Raw genomic sequence first — 15,550 nt, 5'->3', positions numbered from 1 at the left:
ATATCCATTGATATGGTAGTGTACAGAATTGCTGCCTATTGTAGCGTTTATCAGGGGGAAGTCTATTTTATCCGCGCGGCCTGTAGCAGCTCTGCGGGAAAGATCGCATGGCAAATGTAAAAGTAAGACTCACGTTGAACGCTATGATAAAAAAGGGCTCTAACCAGCGTCAGGCAAGATGAAACATGGACTACAGGGATAACCTATACTGTATACGTTTACGAACGGCCTGAGCGAGTGACATTCAACGGTTAAGAAAGAGAGGATTCGGATGAGGGATGGTTGGCAAAAATTAGTAAAAAGCGGCTCTGTAGCGGTTGGACTGATGACAGTGTTCTCACTGCAAAGCGCCTGGGCTGATTCGCTAAACGCCCAGCGAGAGCGGTATCAGCAGATTAAAAGCGCTTGGGATAGCCAGCAAATGGACGAAGTTGCTCGACTGCTGCCAACGCTCAAAGAGTACCCGCTGTACCCCTATCTGGAGTATCGCCAGCTGACGCAGGATTTAACCACCCTTGATCTGAAACAGGCAAATCGCTTTATGGTGCGTTATCCAACGCTTCCTCTTGCTAATAATCTAAAAACCAACTTTATCAATGAGCTTGCCCGGAGGCAGGACTGGAAAGGCATTGTGCAGTTTACCCAGAATGCGCCGACCTCTGTTGCAGCTCGCTGTAACTTTTATTATGCCAAGTGGGTGAATGGCGCACGTCAGGAAGCCAATATTGAGGCTAACGCGATCTGGCTGAGTGGTAAATCGCTGCCTTCGTCCTGCGACAAGCTGTTTGATGCGCAGCGCAGAGCAGGGCTGCAAACGCCTGAGAATATTCTGGCGCGCATTCGCTTAGCCAGTCGGGAAAACAATACTTCTCTGGTCACTTCCTTAACAAAGAAACTTCCCGCCAGCTACAAGTCGATAGGAGAAGGGCTTAACAGGCTGCAAAAGGATCCTATGACTGTGGAGGCTTTTTCCCGCAGCTTTGGGCCGACTGACTTTACTCGAGAAGAGGTGCGCTTGGCGCTCTCCCAAGCGGCGCGTAAAGACGCGAATAAAGCGCAGTCTCTGATCCCGCAGATTGCCAGTCAGCAGAAGATGAGCAAGCAGGAGCGGCAGGAACTGGAAGAGGCCGTTGCCGGGCGACTGATGAGTACGTCCGTTACCAGCCAACAGGCAGCCTGGCGCGACAGCGTTCTCGCCCGTAGCCAGAATACGGACCTTATTGAGCGCCGCATCCGTTTGGCGTTAAGCGACGGCGATAAGAAAGGTATTGCGACGTGGATTGGCCGCCTGCCAGCAGAGGCCGCCACAAAGGACGAGTGGCGCTACTGGCGGGCTGATGCACTGATTAGCGGCGGCAAGCGAAGTGAAGGTGAGGCGATTCTGCGTGAGCTAATGGCTCTGCGCGGGTTCTATCCGATGGTTGCAGCCCAGCGGCTCGGCGTTCCTTATGTGGTTAAGCAAGAGACCGCAGTGAAGCCAACGGCAGCGCTGATCCAGCGTACTGAAGTCAGCCGAGTTCGCGAACTGATGTACTGGGGGATGGATAATCTGGCCCGCAGTGAGTGGCGCAATCTGGTTTCAAGCGTATCGAAAACTGAGCAGGAAGGGCTGGCGCGGTATGCCTATGAGCAGAACTGGGCTGACTTGAGCGTTCAGGCGACGATTGTGGCTAAGCTTTGGGATCACATTCAGGAGCGCTTCCCGCTGGCCTATCCGTCGATGTTCAAGTCATCAACCAATGACAAAGATATCGCCGTGTCTTTTGCTATGGCAATCGCTCGACAGGAAAGCGCTTGGAATCCTGAGGCTCAATCTCCCGTGGGGGCACGTGGTCTGATGCAGCTTATGCCCGCGACGGCAAAACAAACGGCAAAGCAAAACGACATCAGCTTCTATAGCAATGTTAGCCAGCTGTTCGATCCGCAAACCAACATTCAGTTGGGAACCGCTTACCTTGAGCACACTTATCAAACGTTCGGCCAGAACCGCATATTAGCCGCAGCGGCCTATAACGCGGGGCCAAATCGGGTAAGCAGTTGGTTAAACAACAGCGCAGGTCGCCTTGATGCAGTAGCCTTTGTGGAAAGCATTCCGTTTACGGAAACCCGAGGCTACGTGAAAAACGTGCTGGCTTACGATCTGTTTTACCGCAGCTTTATGAGCCAGCCGGGGATCGTAATGACAGAGTCAGAGTGGAGTAGGGTCTATTAGTCACGCTTTTACTGGTGTATTCCTCTCTGGTTGCTAAAAGCCAACGGGCTAAAAGCGGCGTTTAGTTCTGTCTTTTGGCCTCGTTTATGCTATTGTACTAGCGATGTGGTTCACTCGTAGAGGTTTATAGTATGTCGCAGGCTCAGCATCAGCAGGAATGGCAGGGGTTCGTTGACCTCTTGGAAAAGTCGTTTGCCGAGGGCAATCAGCAGGATTTGCTGATGCTCTTGTTAACGCCCGATGAACGCGAAGCGCTGGGAACCCGTGTCAGGATCGTTGAAGAGCTGATGCGCGGGAAGATGAGCCAAAGAGAGCTAAAAAGCGAGCTTGGTGCCGGTATTGCAACAATAACGCGAGGCTCAAATAGCCTTAAAGTGGCCGAGCCGGAGTTTCGCATCTGGCTGGAAGAGACGCTTTTGTCCGATCGATAATGCGAAAACAGCAACCGCCCGCTTTTAGCGGGCGTTTTTTCGCTATTCAATCGCCGTTTGATAGATTTCGTTATGGAAAGGCACAAAGGCCAGCAGCAGCGCCTGATGATACACGCTGGTGCGCGACAGCTTTCCGCCGGTAAAAAGGCCGATAGCGCCACCCTGTTTGCCAATGTTTTCGATGCCGCTTAGCTGAGCCATTTCGTCGCCCAGCTCCTTGCCTTCCTGTAGCCCTTTTAACACAATAGGTGGAAGCTTCAGGCTGGCGGAACGAGCTTCACCACGGCACAGCTTATTTTCAATGACAATCCAGGCAAATGTCATATCATCGTCAATACCGGCTTCAACGCCGATCCAAAAGTCGGCCTCAGGTCGAACCTGACGGGCGGACATCACCCGATGGCGCGCCCCGGTGCGCGTTTCTTTATCGCCAATCGGCTGATTGGGCACACCGCTGTCGACCTCAACGCTCTCTATTCGGCAGCTGTCTGGGCCGAACAGATCGTCAAAGGCCTGGCTAATGGCATTAATTTTTGCCGGGTTGGTTGTTGCTGCAATAACGTGGTACATATTGATGGCTTTAGAAACAGTAGGAAAAGAATTTTCATAGTATAACGGATAACAGGTATGACACAGGTATACTTAATTCGCCATGGCGAAACGGAATGGAACGTAGCGCGCAGAATTCAAGGGCAAACGGACAGTCCGCTTACGTCACAGGGAGAGCAACAGGCTCGTCAGGCGGGCAAACGGTTGGCGCAGCTGGGTATTACCCACATTATTGCCAGCGATCTTGGTCGCACACGGCAGACAGCAGACCTGATAGCAAAATACTGTGGCGTTGAGCCCGTATTTGATCCTCGGCTACGTGAATTAAACATGGGTATTCTGGAGCAGCGCCTTGTCGACAGCCTGACAGCAGAGGAAGAACAGCAGCGTTTGCAGATCCTGAACGGAAATCCTCAGGGGCGCATTCCTCAGGGGGAAACACTCAGCGAGCTGGCAGAGCGCATGAAGTCCGCGCTGGATGAATGTGTTCATCTGCCGCAGGGGAGTCGACCGCTGCTGGTCAGCCACGGTATTGCTCTAGGAAGCCTGCTTGGATGTGTTGTTGGCCTGCCGCCCTATGCTGAACGACGCCTGCGTTTAAGAAACTGTTCTTTATCGCTGGTCGAACGCCAGAACAGCCCCTGGCTGGCGCCAGGGTGGATCGTGGAGTTTGCCGGAGATACCCAGCATCTGGTGGAAAACAGTTTGGATGAGATCCAGCGCTAGCGCTGGATCGGGATCAGGTAGGCGGCATTAATTACGGCTGGCGGCTCGCCTCCTACCTTGACGTTTTTAGGGTAGAAGATTTCCAGATCGGCTCCCTTGCGGCGAGTCAGCTTGAGCAGCGGCAGGCAAGTTCCATATAGCGACAGAATGAACTGCTGAAGCCCGTTCGGTGAGCCGTTATAGCGAAACAGGGCATATTCCCCTTCAGGTACAACGACCGGCTCTCCCTCAACGCCGGGCGGCAGGTGCTGCTCTTCAAGCGCGGTGGTATAGAATACTTCTTGTTCGTCGTCTTTTTCCTGACTAGGGCGCGTGTGGTTCAGGCCGTAAAGTACCGGCGGGATCTCCGATAGCCTATCGCCGAGATAGTGTTTCCAGAACTGGGTGCGGATTTCCGTTCTCGACTTTGTCAGATCTTCCAGCGTGCAGGTATAGCTTTGTGTAATGCCAACTAGGCGCTTCTCTGGCTGAGTCACATACTCAACGGGAACCAGATTGTTGCCTGAGAGCTTAATTGGCGGACAAATGCCAACGGCGCTCCAGGTGTCTGAGCGGCGGTAAAATGCAGGCGTTTGAGTAAACTGCTTTTTGAACGCGCGGGTAAAGGTCTGCTGAGAGTCAAAGCGGTACTGTAGCGCAACGTCCAGTATAGGGCGTGAAGTCAGCCGAAGGGCAACGGCAGCTTTCGACAAACGTCTGGCTCGAATGTAAGAACCAATAGCCTGGCCTGTCACCTCTTTAAACATCCTCTGTAGGTGCCACTTGGAATAGCCCGACTTTGCCGCTACGTTATCCAATGCAAGGGGTTGATCGAGATGACTTTCCAGCCAGTCCAAGAGATCGTGGATAATACTGGCTTGATCCATAAAAAGACTTCCTCATGATATAGGGCACATTATCTACAGAGTGATAGTACCGATGCGTAGTGTAAATTAACGATGTATTTATTTTAGGGTAGTAAAATCGCCTAGAATAAAGCACATTGTTAACGTTTCCAGCGGTTCGGGATAGCACTTTTTACCAAGTTAGTGGGGGCGACGCAATACCCTGCCCTGCGATTAGGTGGACTATTTTATTCATAATTAAATGGGGCATTGCCGGTACTAGCTATGATATTTATCGGAGAAAAAGCGTGAAAAAGGGGATTCTGGCTGCGAGCCTACTGGCTTTTTTGGGACTCGGCGCTGCGAACGCCGAGCAGATCGGTTCGGTTGATACCGTGTTTAAGCTGCTTGGACCGGATCACAAGATTGTGATTGAAGCATTTGACGATCCTGACGTGCAAAACGTGACCTGCTACTTGAGCAGGGCGAAAACGGGCGGCATCAAAGGTGGGCTGGGGCTAGCGGAAGACACCGCCGACGGTGCGCTTTCCTGCATTCAGATTGGCCCGATTTCCCTGAGTGACAGGATTAAAAACCGCAAGGCTGACGGTGAAACAGTCTTTAAAAAACGGACGTCAATAGTATTTAAATCCATGCAGGTTGTCCGTTTTTACGATGATAAGCGCAACACGCTAGTGTATCTGGTTTACTCCGACAAGCTGGTGGACGGCTCGCCGAAAAATGCTCTTAGCACAGTACCGATCATTCCCTGGGCTCAGGAAGGGAAGTAAGTTATTCCATTAAAAAAGCCTCCGTTTTGCGGAGGCTTTTTCATCTCAGAACCAGACTGAGTTCTTATTCTTCCAAGTCACCGCAGAAGCGATAGCCTTCACCGTGAATGGTCGCGATGATTTCTGGCGTATCCGGCGTTGATTCAAAGTGCTTGCGAATGCGACGAATCGTCACGTCTACGGTGCGATCGTGCGGTTTAAGCTCGCGCCCGGTCATTTTCTTCAGCAGCTCTTCGCGCGACTGGATCTTGCCGGGGTTTTCACAAAAGTGAAGCATGGCGCGAAACTCGCTGCGAGGCAGCTTGAACATTTCACCGCTTGGATCGATCAGTGAACGGCTGTTGATGTCCAGCGTCCAGCCGTTAAAGCGGTAGTTTTCTACCTGTTTACGCTCTTCGCTCGCGCCGGCACCGAGGTTCATGGTGCGGGACAGCAGATTCCTCGCGCGAATGGTCAACTCACGCGGGTTGAAAGGTTTGGTAATGTAGTCGTCGGCTCCAATTTCCAGACCAAGGATCTTATCGACTTCGTTATCTCTGCCGGTCAGGAACATAAGGGCGACTGCGGCCTGTTCGCGCAGTTCCCGCGCAAGCAGTAGGCCGTTTTTACCGGGTAGGTTGATATCCATGATAACCAGATTGATGCTGTGGTCGGACAAAATCCGATGCATTTCTGCACCATCATTGGCTTCAAAGACAACGTATCCTTCCGCCTCGAAAATGCTTTTTAACGTGTTACGAGTTACTAATTCGTCTTCAACGATCAGGATATGCGGGGTTTGCATGTCTGTTACCTAAGTTTGCCAACAAAATCAAATTGTAATATTACAGCGATCCCGACTTGGCGCCGAATCATGACGCTCTCGTTAAGGCAGACCACTGCACACAGTAAGGGATATTGCCCTTCAATGCTGTTTCAAATTTCAACACAATCGCTGGTTAGGCTAAACTTGCGACCCGACATACCCATGATTTGTTAAAATCGATCGCCTGTAGCCGTTTTATGCGGCAGTAATATAACAGGAGTCTCTCTTTTACCAATCAACAAAATTGGGGCTTGTTGATATATGTCAATAATAGTTATAACACATTAGCCGATTTGTGAGAAAAATCTACAGATTTTGAGCATATGAAATGACATTCTTTGACCTTTTTCTCACATTTTGTTCTCATTTTGAGACGTGTGTCATCCATTTCGACTCGACGATTTTCCTATATAATCTCTGTTTTTCATAGCCATATTCATGTTTTTTGTCTCGTTAGGTGTTTATTGCATTCTTGTTTATATTTGGAATTTATTTTAACGTAATGTTATCATTTTTGCTACATAATGTGTTGGGCATGTTTTCCGAAAAGTGAAATGTTATTATTTAAATAACAGAGTGATAGGTCAGGTTGGCTGTCGATAGAACGTTAAAAAAGACGTTCTTTTTAGATGAATAAACTGCTAAAAAGGTATAAAATAGTCATTTTTCAGGTCATAGAATTAAAGTTCAATTTAATTGATTGATTATACGGTGAAAAAGTTCATTTTTTTGAAATGCAGCATGAGAAAGAAAATGTGCTTTTTTGTTGAAAAACGAAAAAAAAGTTGACTCTGACAGGTATTTGCTTTAACCAGTATAGGGCGCGAGACAATGCGCCCACTGACAATACACGAACAACACACAGTAGAAAGTGCAAAGACAGAGACAAACCGAATTATGTACAGCATCAGCCGCATTATTATGACGACCACCACCACCGACATTACTGGGAGCGGTGCGGCTGACGCGTAAAGAAAATCTAAAAAAAGCCCGCACCGTTGAAAATCGAGTGCGGGCTTTTTTTTGGCTTATTTTTCACCGTGACTAGCGGTAGGAAAATCGACAATTTGAACAGGCAAAGAGGCCGAAAATGCGAGTTCTGAAATTTGGCGGTACATCAGTAGCAAACTCCGAACGCTTTGTGCGCGTCGCGGATATCATCGAGAACAACGCGCGTCAGGGCCAAGTGGCTACCGTGCTTTCCGCTCCGGCAAAAATAACCAATCATCTGGTGGCGATGATTGAAAAGACCGTCGCCGGTCAGGACGTTATGACCAACATGCGTGATGCAGAGCAGATTTTTTCAGAATTGCTGAGCGGTTTGGAAAAAATCCAGCCGGGATTTGATGCAGAGGGTCTTCGTCGTCTTGTGGAGCAGGAATTCGCGCAGCTCAAGCACGTGCTGCACGGCATTTCTCTGCTTGGCCAATGCCCGGACAGCGTAAATGCTTCCATCATCAGCCGCGGTGAAAAGCTGTCTATCGCCATCATGGAGTCTGTCTTTAAGGCGCGCGGTTATGGGGTGACAGTGATCAATCCAGTCGCCATGCTATTGGCTCACGGCCACTACTTAGAATCGACTGTAGATATCGCAGAGTCCAGCCGCCGCCTAGTGGAGATGGCAATTCCTCAGGATCACATTATCCTGATGGCCGGCTTTACTGCCGGTAACGAGAAGGGGGAATTAGTCGTTCTGGGGCGCAACGGCTCCGACTATTCCGCCGCGGTGCTGGCTGCCTGCCTGCGCGCTGACAGCTGTGAAATCTGGACTGACGTCGACGGCGTATACACCTGTGACCCGCGCTCTGTGCCGGGGGCGAGGCTGTTAAAATCGATGTCCTATCAGGAGGCTATGGAGCTGTCTTACTTCGGTGCCAAAGTCCTTCACCCTCGCACTATCGCCCCTATCGCCCAGTTCCAAATTCCCTGTCTGATTAAGAACACCGCCAATCCTCAGGCTCCCGGCACGCTGATTAGCCGTGAAAGCGGTGACGATCGCTATCCGGTCAAGGGCATTACCAACCTGAACAACATGGCGATGATTAACGTTTCCGGTCCGGGCATGAAGGGCATGGTCGGCATGGCGGCGCGGGTGTTTTCTGTGATGTCCCGCGCTGGGATTTCAGTGGTGCTGATCACTCAGTCTTCATCTGAATACAGCATCAGCTTCTGTATTCCTCAGGGTGAGCTGTCGCGCGCTAAGAAAGCGCTGGAAGATGAGTTCTATCTGGAGCTGAAAGACGGCCTGCTGGATACGCTGGACGTGGTTGAGCGGCTGGCAATCATTTCCGTCATAGGCGACAACATGCGCACGCTGCGCGGCATGTCAGCGCGCTTTTTTACCGCGTTGGCTCGCGCCAATATCAACATTGTCGCTATCGCTCAGGGCTCGTCAGAGCGCTCTATCTCGGCTGTCGTTAACAACGATTCGGCGATCACTGCGGTCAGAGCGAGTCATCAGGTGCTGTTTGAAACCAATCAGGTACTGGACGTGTTCGTTATCGGTGTCGGTGGGGTTGGCGGCGCGCTGCTGGACCAAATTCAGCGTCAGCAGCCCTGGCTGAAGCAGAAAAATATCGATCTGAGAGTGTGCGGCATCGCTAACTCGCGCGGCATGGTCACTAGCACTCTGGGGGTGCCGCTAGAAAACTGGCGCGAAGCGCTGGCGGCGGCAGAAGAGCCGTTTAATCTGGGGAGGCTGATCCGTCTGGTGAAAGAGTTCCACCTGCTTAATCCCGTGATTGTTGACTGTACGTCGAGCGAAGAAGTGGCTTCCCAGTATGCAGACTTCCTGGCCGACGGCTTCCACGTGGTGACGCCGAACAAGAAAGCCAACACCGGCTCGATGAACTATTATCATCAGCTACGGCAGGCTGCCAGTGCAGGCAACCGCAAGTTTATGTACGATACTAACGTTGGCGCCGGGCTGCCGGTTATCGAGAACCTGCAAAACCTGCTGAACGCCGGGGACGAGCTGCTGCGCTTTTCCGGTATCCTGTCCGGCTCGCTGTCGTTTATCTTCGGTAAGCTTGATGAAGGGTTGAGCCTGTCAGAGGCGACTCGGCTGGCGAAAGAGAAGGGCTATACTGAGCCGGATCCGCGCGACGATTTGTCCGGTATGGACGTGGCGCGCAAGTTGCTGATTTTAGCTCGTGAGGCGGGCTATGCGCTGGAACTGGAAGATATCAAGGTAGACTCTGTACTGCCTGCGTCCTTTGACGCCAGTGGTGACACCGCAGCGTTTATGCAGCGACTGCCGCAGCTGGACGCAGAATTTGCGCAACGCGTTCAGGCTGCTGCCAAAGAGGGCAAAGTGCTGCGCTATGTCGGCGCGATTGAGGACGGACAGTGCAGTGTGAAAATTGAAGCCGTGGACGATAACGATCCGCTGTTTAAAGTGAAGAACGGTGAAAACGCGCTGGCGTTTTACACTCGCTACTATCAGCCTCTGCCGCTGGTGCTGCGAGGCTACGGTGCAGGCAATGACGTAACGGCAGCGGGCGTATTTGCTGACGTTCTGCGTACCCTGTCAGGAAAACTGGGAGTTTGACATGATTAAGATTTATGCACCGGCCTCCATTGGTAACGTTAGCGTCGGCTTCGACGTGCTGGGCGCGGCGGTCTCGCCAGCTGACGGAACGCTTCTGGGGGACTGCGTCAGCATCGAAGCGGCTGACAGCTTTAGCCTGACGAATCAAGGGCACTTTGTCGGCAAGCTTCCCAGCGAGCCTAAAGAGAACATTGTTTACCAGTGCTGGGAGCTGTTTTGTGAGCGCCTCGGGCGTCAGTTGCCGGTAGCGATGGTGCTGGAAAAGAATATGCCGATTGGTTCGGGTTTAGGCTCCAGCGCTTGCTCCGTCGTCGCCGGGCTAATGGCGCTGAACGAATACTGCGATAGGCCGTTTGATGAAACCGAGCTTCTGGCAATGATGGGCGAGCTGGAAGGGCGCATTTCTGGCAGCGTTCACTACGACAACGTGGCGCCCTGCTATTTGGGCGGCATGCAGCTAATGCTGGAAGAAAACGGCATTATCAGTCAGTCCGTACCGGGCTTTGCCGAATGGTACTGGGTGATGGCCTACCCTGGCATTAAAGTGTCTACCGCTGAGGCGCGCGCCATTTTACCTGCCCAGTATTTGCGTCAGGACTGTATTCGCCACGGGCGCTATCTGGCGGGCTTTGTTCACGCCTGCCACACCCAGCAGCCGCTGCTGGCGGCCAAGCTGATGCAGGACGTGATTGCGGAGCCTTACCGTACCCGCCTGTTGCCCGGCTTCGCCGAAGCGCGCAAAGCCGCTCAGGACATCGGCGCGCTGGCGTGCGGCATTTCAGGCTCCGGCCCAACGCTGTTTACCGTGACCGATCGTCTGGATACGGCGCAGCGGCTGAAAAGCTGGCTTGAGAAAAACTATGTGCAGAATGAAGAAGGCTTCGTTCACATTTGCCGTCTGGATACCGCAGGCGCGCGTCAACTGAACTAATGGAAATCAGTCAACACAATGAAACTGTATAACTTAAAAGATCACAACGAACAGGTCAGCTTTGGTCAGGCGGTGCGCCAAGGATTAGGCAAGCAGCAGGGGCTGTTTTTCCCCGCCGAACTGCCGTCGTTTGACGCCCAAGAAATCAACGAACTGCTGGCGATGGACCTCGTCAGCCGCAGCGCCCGCATTCTTTCAGCCTACATTGGTGATGAAATTGCTGCGCAGGCCATCGCTGAGCGCGTCGCTAAGGCATTCCAGTTTCCCGCTCCGGTAGTGAGTGTGGAAGAGGATATTGGCACGCTGGAACTGTTCCACGGCCCAACGCTGGCGTTTAAAGACTTTGGCGGTCGCATCATGGCCCAGATGCTGGCGGAAGTCGCGGGGGATAAGCCCGTTACCATTCTGACGGCGACGTCAGGCGATACCGGTGCAGCGGTGGCTCACGCCTTCTACGGCCTGAAGAACGTTCGCGTGGTGATCCTGTACCCTAACGGAAAGATCAGCCCGCTGCAGGAGAAGCTATTCTGTACCCTAGGCGGCAATATCCATACTGTTGCCATCGACGGTGATTTTGACGCCTGTCAGGCGCTGGTGAAGCAGGCTTTTGACGACGAAGACTTAAAGGTCGCACTGGGGCTTAACTCAGCGAACTCCATCAACATCAGCCGCCTGCTGGCGCAGATTTGCTACTACTTCGAGGCCGCCTCTCAGCTGACTCCAGAGCAGCGCAATCAGCTGGTGATCTCGGTTCCCAGCGGCAACTTCGGTGACCTGACCGCAGGCCTGCTGGCGAAGTCACTGGGGCTGCCGGTGAAGCGCTTTATCGCCGCGACCAACGCCAACGACACGGTGCCGCGCTATTTGGCGAGCGGCCGCTGGGAGCCGCACAAGACGGTGGCTACCCTGTCTAACGCCATGGACGTCAGCCAGCCTAACAACTGGCCGCGCATCGAGGAGCTGTTCCGCCGTAAAGACTGGCCTTTAAGCAGCCTGGCCTATGAGGCCATTAGCGATGAAACCACCCGTGAAACAATGCGCGAGCTGGCGAAGAAGGGCTATACCTCTGAGCCGCACGGCGCTATCGCCTACCGCGCGCTGCGCGACAGCCTGAAAGAGGGCGAATACGGCCTGTTCCTGGGCACGGCGCATCCGGCCAAGTTTAAAGAGGTGGTGGAAGAGGTTCTGGCGACCGAGCTGCCGCTGCCGAAGGCGCTGGCGGACAGAGCCGAGCTGCCGCTGCTTTCCCACTATCTGCCGGCGGATTTTTCACCGCTGCGCGCTTTTTTGATGGATCTGCCGAAGTAAGCGTACCTTAATAAAAAAGCCCCTTTGTCTGTGAGGCAAAGGGGGCTTTTATGCTTAATAGATTCAATACGCTTAGGTTATAGCGTTCAGCCTAGGCGTGCTGCTCGGGGCGCTTAAACACCAGCTCATTCCCGGCGGAAGCGCTCTCGTCAAACTGATAGCCTTCAAGATTAAAGTCCACCAGCTGTTCCGGCATTGTCAGACGATTTTTGATAATAAACCGGCTCATCAGCCCGCGCGCCTTTTTGGCGTAGAAGCTGATGATTTTGTATTTGCCGTTCTTCTCATCGAGGAAGGTCGGTTTGATGATGGTGGCGTTTAGTGCTGTGGTTTGCACCGCTTTAAAGTATTCATCAGAGGCCAGATTGACCAGAATGCGGTCTCCCTGCTCGTCAAGCGCCTGATTCAGCTTTTCGGCAATGCGTTTGCCCCAGAAAGCATACAGATCCTTACCGCGCTCGTTCTCAAGCTTGGTGCCCATCTCCAGCCGATAGGCCTGCATCAGGTCGAGCGGGCGCAGCACGCCGTAAAGGCCGGAAAGCATACGCAAATGCTCTTGAGCGAAGTCGAAATCCTGCTCGCTGAAGTCCTCAACGTGCAGCCCGGTATAGACGTCGCCTTTGAACGCCAGCAGTGCCTGACGGGCGTTTTCCGGCGTGAATTCGGGTGTCCATTCCGCAAAGCGAGCGGCATTAAGCCCGGAAAGCTTGTCGCTAATGCTCATCAGGCTTCCGATCTGTGCGGGAGTCAGTTTGCGGCATCGTTTTATCAGCCGTTCAGACTGATCCAGCATCTCGGGTTGAGTGTAGCGCGCTGTTACCAGCGGGCTGGTGTAGTCCAGCGTTTTGGCAGGGGAGATTGCGATCAGCATAGTCAGCTCCTGAAATACATTTACGTAACAATGTACCAGAAATCAGCGGTGGAAAAATCGATAGATTCAATAGGGTAACAAACTGCTAGGTATTTTATCCTTATTATCATTTGGTTAATTAATATAGCGGTGGTTGGTTGCTGTATCGTTTCACAGAACGAGAGCCGACATCGTTACACCCGAAATAAGTCGTGTTATTATCGATAAATCCCAATGACCAAGGCCGACTGGCTCAACACGAGAACGATCATGACTGATAAACTTACCTCTTTACGCAAGATCACCACGGTAGTCGCGGATACCGGCGATATCGCCGCCATGAAACTCTACAAGCCGCAGGATGCTACCACCAACCCCTCTCTGATTTTGAACGCCGCTCAGCTGCCGGAATACCGCAAGCTGATCGACGACGCTATCGCTTGGGCTAAGAGCCAGAGCAGCGATCGCGCACAGCAGATCGTTGACGCTTCCGACAAGCTGGCGGTCAATATCGGCCTTGAAATTCTCAAGCTGATCCCCGGTCGCATTTCTACCGAAGTAGACGCGCGCCTGTCTTACGACACCGAGGCCAGCATCGCCAAGGCCAAGCGCCTGATTAAGCTCTACAACGATGCGGGCATCTCCAACGATCGCATTCTTATCAAGCTGGCTTCCACCTGGCAGGGCATTCGCGCCGCCGCGCAGTTGGAGAAAGAGGGCATCAACTGTAACCTGACCCTGCTGTTCTCCTTTGCCCAGGCTCGCGCCTGCGCCGAAGCGGGCGTTTACCTGATTTCTCCGTTCGTCGGCCGCATTCTGGACTGGTATAAGGCCAACGGCGACAAGAAAGAGTTTGCTCCGGCGGAAGATCCGGGCGTGATCTCCGTTACCGCTATTTATGAATACTACAAGCAGCACGGCTATAGCACCGTAGTGATGGGCGCCAGCTTCCGCAACTCTGGTGAAATCATCGAACTGGCCGGCTGTGACCGCCTGACCATCGCTCCAGCGCTGCTTAAAGAGCTGTCTGAAAGTCAGGGCGAGCTTGAGCGTAAGCTGTCCTACAGCGGTGAAGTGAAGGCACGCCCACAGGCGCTGACCGAAGCCGAGTTCTACTGGCAGCACAATCAGGATCCGATGGCCGTTGAAAAACTGGCCGACGGCATCCGCAAGTTTGCCGTTGACCAGGGCAAGCTGGAAACGATGATTGTTGGTTTGATGTAATCGGCTTTGTTTTGACGATGCCGGCCTTCGGGCCGGCAATAGAAGAGCGTCTTCGGACGCTTTTTTTACGCCAGTCGACGAGCTTTGCCGGTAATCACCTCGATAAACTCCTGCACCTGCTTTTGCTTACGGGCGGAGAGCTTGCGCATCTGGCGCAGGGACTGCACCAGTTCCGGCTCTGGCCGCTTGGCGGTGAGAACGATGCAGCCGTTCATTACCCGCACGTTTACTTTGGTGTCGGTGGTGAAACCTGCTTCTTCCAGCCACTGGCCTTTCATCATAATTGTCGGGATACGGGTGTAATCCGGGTAACGGCTCGCAGATCCGACCTTCAGTTGGCGGTTATTTGAGGGAGAGACTTCTGGTTCGAACAGATCTGAAATACAATCGGCGTTAGTCATTGTTGCTATTCCTGTTTAATAGTGACTGTGATGAGCGGTGCGGGCGTGTTGGCGCACGTTCGCATCGCGTTAAATATCACCTGTAAATTTAATCAGTGAGGGAGGGTAAGTCCAGATGTAATTAAATGAAAATCTGGAATTTCGAGGCGGGTAGCAATATTTTTTGAAAGGACAGAGCAGCGTTGCTGAATGTGTTAAATAATGGCCTGTTTATATAAAGTACGGCAGTTCTGAGGGCTGAAATGGTATTGAAAGAAGATAGTGAATACATGTGAAAGAGAGTATATGAAAATATTCACACTACTTGTTGTTTTGCTCTTTACTTCGTTTCCTTCTGCATTTGCTCAGCAATGTATACAAAAAGATGAGGCTGAAAGCATTGTGATTGGGGTGGCGAAGGGCGGTGTACAGTATATTGAGAACATTTCATCAGAAAAAGTGAAGAGATGGACCGATTTTTCAGCTCTAAGGAAAAATGAAGATATTATTAAGCTATCGACTGAAGTGGTTTACCGTAAGAAATCATCTATCAAAACTAATTCGACAGAAGTAATATCCATAATTCATTTCCCCGAAAATAAAGAGTGTGTCCAGTTGATTAATATGCGGTTACCAAACGAACTCAGGGGAATGTGCGACGATCAGGGGGCTTTTGGCTATTTTATTGACTTTGAAAAGGTTGATGGGAAAATTAAAGTGACTGATATTGCAAGTGCTGGCCTTCAAAATGAAGGGAGCTTTTGTGATGAGCTTGAAGAATATATAAAGGTCTCAAAAAAATAGTTTTCCGAAGCCTTATTATTGCCCCTGCTAGTTTCTTATGGATTTTGAATGTCAGGTTTATGTACTGGCGTCCTATTGGCTTTTTGCCCTTCAGCCAGACATAACCGGTGCTGTTTACAGCGCCGGTTTTTAAGTTCGTCGGCACAACATACTAAAAGGGAATTA

At 51.9% G+C, this 15,550-nt stretch carries 15 protein-coding genes and 1 other annotated feature; of the genes, 10 read left to right on the top strand and 5 right to left on the bottom strand.

The window, feature by feature from the left end; all coding sequences use genetic code 11:
* Positions 1–271: 271 nt before the first annotated feature.
* The gene (sltY, locus tag DQM29_RS13070; protein WP_111741098.1) at positions 272–2,212 is read left to right on the top strand and encodes a murein transglycosylase; all 1,941 of its coding nucleotides are present in this window, start codon (positions 272–274) and stop codon (positions 2,210–2,212) included.
* Between the two features lie 131 nt (positions 2,213–2,343).
* Positions 2,344–2,643, top strand: coding sequence for a trp operon repressor (gene trpR, locus DQM29_RS13065; protein ID WP_111741097.1), 300 nt, complete (start codon positions 2,344–2,346; stop codon positions 2,641–2,643).
* A 42-nt stretch (positions 2,644–2,685) separates the two neighbouring features.
* Here trpR and yjjX read toward each other — a convergent pair whose 3' ends face one another.
* Positions 2,686–3,213, bottom strand: coding sequence for an inosine/xanthosine triphosphatase (yjjX, locus tag DQM29_RS13060; RefSeq protein WP_111741096.1), 528 nt, complete (start codon positions 3,211–3,213; stop codon positions 2,686–2,688).
* Between the two features lie 57 nt (positions 3,214–3,270).
* Between yjjX and gpmB the strand changes: the two genes are divergently transcribed.
* Positions 3,271–3,918, top strand: coding sequence for a 2,3-diphosphoglycerate-dependent phosphoglycerate mutase GpmB (gpmB, locus tag DQM29_RS13055; protein WP_111741095.1), 648 nt, complete (start codon positions 3,271–3,273; stop codon positions 3,916–3,918).
* Here the strand turns inward: gpmB and robA are convergent.
* Positions 3,915–4,784 (bottom strand): MDR efflux pump AcrAB transcriptional activator RobA, encoded by an 870-nt coding sequence (gene robA / locus DQM29_RS13050; RefSeq protein ID WP_111741094.1) that lies wholly within the window; start codon positions 4,782–4,784, stop codon positions 3,915–3,917. The two genes, gpmB and robA, sit on opposite strands and share 4 nt — an antisense overlap.
* Positions 4,785–5,050: 266 nt before the next feature.
* Here robA and creA point away from each other — a divergent pair, with 266 nt between their 5' ends.
* The gene (creA, locus tag DQM29_RS13045) at positions 5,051–5,533 is read left to right on the top strand and encodes a protein CreA (RefSeq protein ID WP_111741093.1); all 483 of its coding nucleotides are present in this window, start codon (positions 5,051–5,053) and stop codon (positions 5,531–5,533) included.
* A 64-nt stretch (positions 5,534–5,597) separates the two neighbouring features.
* Here creA and arcA read toward each other — a convergent pair whose 3' ends face one another.
* Positions 5,598–6,317 (bottom strand): two-component system response regulator ArcA, encoded by a 720-nt coding sequence (gene arcA / locus DQM29_RS13040; RefSeq protein ID WP_111741092.1) that lies wholly within the window; start codon positions 6,315–6,317, stop codon positions 5,598–5,600.
* A gap of 852 nt (positions 6,318–7,169) precedes the next feature.
* Here arcA and DQM29_RS18210 point away from each other — a divergent pair.
* From DQM29_RS18210 to thrC, 4 genes are all read left to right on the top strand, one after another.
* Positions 7,170–7,310, top strand: a complete 141-nt coding sequence (locus DQM29_RS18210) for a hypothetical protein (protein WP_170126532.1) — start codon at positions 7,170–7,172, stop codon at positions 7,308–7,310.
* Positions 7,243–7,364, top strand: a sequence feature (Thr leader region). (Overlaps the previous gene by 68 nt.)
* Before the next feature lie 64 nt (positions 7,365–7,428).
* A complete protein-coding gene (gene thrA, locus DQM29_RS13035) occupies positions 7,429–9,888 on the top strand; it encodes a bifunctional aspartate kinase/homoserine dehydrogenase I (protein ID WP_111741091.1) in 2,460 nt (819 codons plus the stop codon).
* Between the two features lies 1 nt (position 9,889).
* Positions 9,890–10,819: a homoserine kinase gene (gene thrB, locus DQM29_RS13030; RefSeq protein ID WP_111741090.1), complete on the top strand. Its 930-nt coding sequence runs from the start codon at positions 9,890–9,892 to the stop codon at positions 10,817–10,819.
* An 18-nt stretch (positions 10,820–10,837) separates the two neighbouring features.
* Positions 10,838–12,127 carry a threonine synthase gene (gene thrC / locus DQM29_RS13025; RefSeq protein ID WP_111741089.1) on the top strand — a complete coding sequence of 430 codons (1,290 nt, stop codon included), beginning with the start codon at positions 10,838–10,840 and terminating at the stop codon, positions 12,125–12,127.
* A gap of 91 nt (positions 12,128–12,218) precedes the next feature.
* Here the strand turns inward: thrC and yaaA are convergent, their stop codons facing one another.
* Positions 12,219–12,998 carry a peroxide stress protein YaaA gene (yaaA, locus tag DQM29_RS13020; protein ID WP_111741088.1) on the bottom strand — a complete coding sequence of 260 codons (780 nt, stop codon included), beginning with the start codon at positions 12,996–12,998 and terminating at the stop codon, positions 12,219–12,221.
* Between the two features lie 249 nt (positions 12,999–13,247).
* Between yaaA and tal the strand changes: the two genes are divergently transcribed.
* Positions 13,248–14,201 (top strand): transaldolase, encoded by a 954-nt coding sequence (tal, locus tag DQM29_RS13015; RefSeq protein WP_111742094.1) that lies wholly within the window; start codon positions 13,248–13,250, stop codon positions 14,199–14,201.
* Between the two features lie 65 nt (positions 14,202–14,266).
* Here the strand turns inward: tal and symE are convergent, their stop codons facing one another.
* Positions 14,267–14,602 (bottom strand): endoribonuclease SymE, encoded by a 336-nt coding sequence (gene symE / locus DQM29_RS13010; RefSeq protein WP_111741087.1) that lies wholly within the window; start codon positions 14,600–14,602, stop codon positions 14,267–14,269.
* 285 nt (positions 14,603–14,887) lie between these two features.
* Here symE and DQM29_RS13005 point away from each other — a divergent pair, with 285 nt between their 5' ends.
* Positions 14,888–15,385 carry a hypothetical protein gene (locus tag DQM29_RS13005; RefSeq protein ID WP_197708827.1) on the top strand — a complete coding sequence of 166 codons (498 nt, stop codon included), beginning with the start codon at positions 14,888–14,890 and terminating at the stop codon, positions 15,383–15,385.
* Positions 15,386–15,550: the final 165 nt, after the last annotated feature.

Source organism: Leminorella richardii (assembly GCF_900478135.1).
GTDB lineage: Bacteria > Pseudomonadota > Gammaproteobacteria > Enterobacterales > Enterobacteriaceae > Leminorella > Leminorella richardii.
Note: the sequence above shows the minus strand (reverse complement) of the source record. Positions and strands in the feature narration are given on the sequence as shown.

Excerpts from the sequence above, each read along its gene's own strand:
- sltY (WP_111741098.1), top strand. The coding sequence starts at position 272 with ATGAGGGATGGTTGGCAAAAATTAGTAAAAAGCGGCTCTGTAGCGGTT.
- trpR (WP_111741097.1), top strand. The coding sequence starts at position 2,344 with ATGTCGCAGGCTCAGCATCAGCAGGAATGGCAGGGGTTCGTTGACCTC.
- yjjX (WP_111741096.1), bottom strand. The coding sequence starts at position 3,213 with ATGTACCACGTTATTGCAGCAACAACCAACCCGGCAAAAATTAATGCC.
- gpmB (WP_111741095.1), top strand. The coding sequence starts at position 3,271 with ATGACACAGGTATACTTAATTCGCCATGGCGAAACGGAATGGAACGTA.
- robA (WP_111741094.1), bottom strand. The coding sequence starts at position 4,784 with ATGGATCAAGCCAGTATTATCCACGATCTCTTGGACTGGCTGGAAAGT.
- arcA (WP_111741092.1), bottom strand. The coding sequence starts at position 6,317 with ATGCAAACCCCGCATATCCTGATCGTTGAAGACGAATTAGTAACTCGT.
- DQM29_RS18210 (WP_170126532.1), top strand. The coding sequence starts at position 7,170 with ATGCGCCCACTGACAATACACGAACAACACACAGTAGAAAGTGCAAAG.
- thrA (WP_111741091.1), top strand. The coding sequence starts at position 7,429 with ATGCGAGTTCTGAAATTTGGCGGTACATCAGTAGCAAACTCCGAACGC.
- thrB (WP_111741090.1), top strand. The coding sequence starts at position 9,890 with ATGATTAAGATTTATGCACCGGCCTCCATTGGTAACGTTAGCGTCGGC.
- thrC (WP_111741089.1), top strand. The coding sequence starts at position 10,838 with ATGAAACTGTATAACTTAAAAGATCACAACGAACAGGTCAGCTTTGGT.
- yaaA (WP_111741088.1), bottom strand. The coding sequence starts at position 12,998 with ATGCTGATCGCAATCTCCCCTGCCAAAACGCTGGACTACACCAGCCCG.
- tal (WP_111742094.1), top strand. The coding sequence starts at position 13,248 with ATGACTGATAAACTTACCTCTTTACGCAAGATCACCACGGTAGTCGCG.
- symE (WP_111741087.1), bottom strand. The coding sequence starts at position 14,602 with ATGACTAACGCCGATTGTATTTCAGATCTGTTCGAACCAGAAGTCTCT.
- DQM29_RS13005 (WP_197708827.1), top strand. The coding sequence starts at position 14,888 with ATGAAAATATTCACACTACTTGTTGTTTTGCTCTTTACTTCGTTTCCT.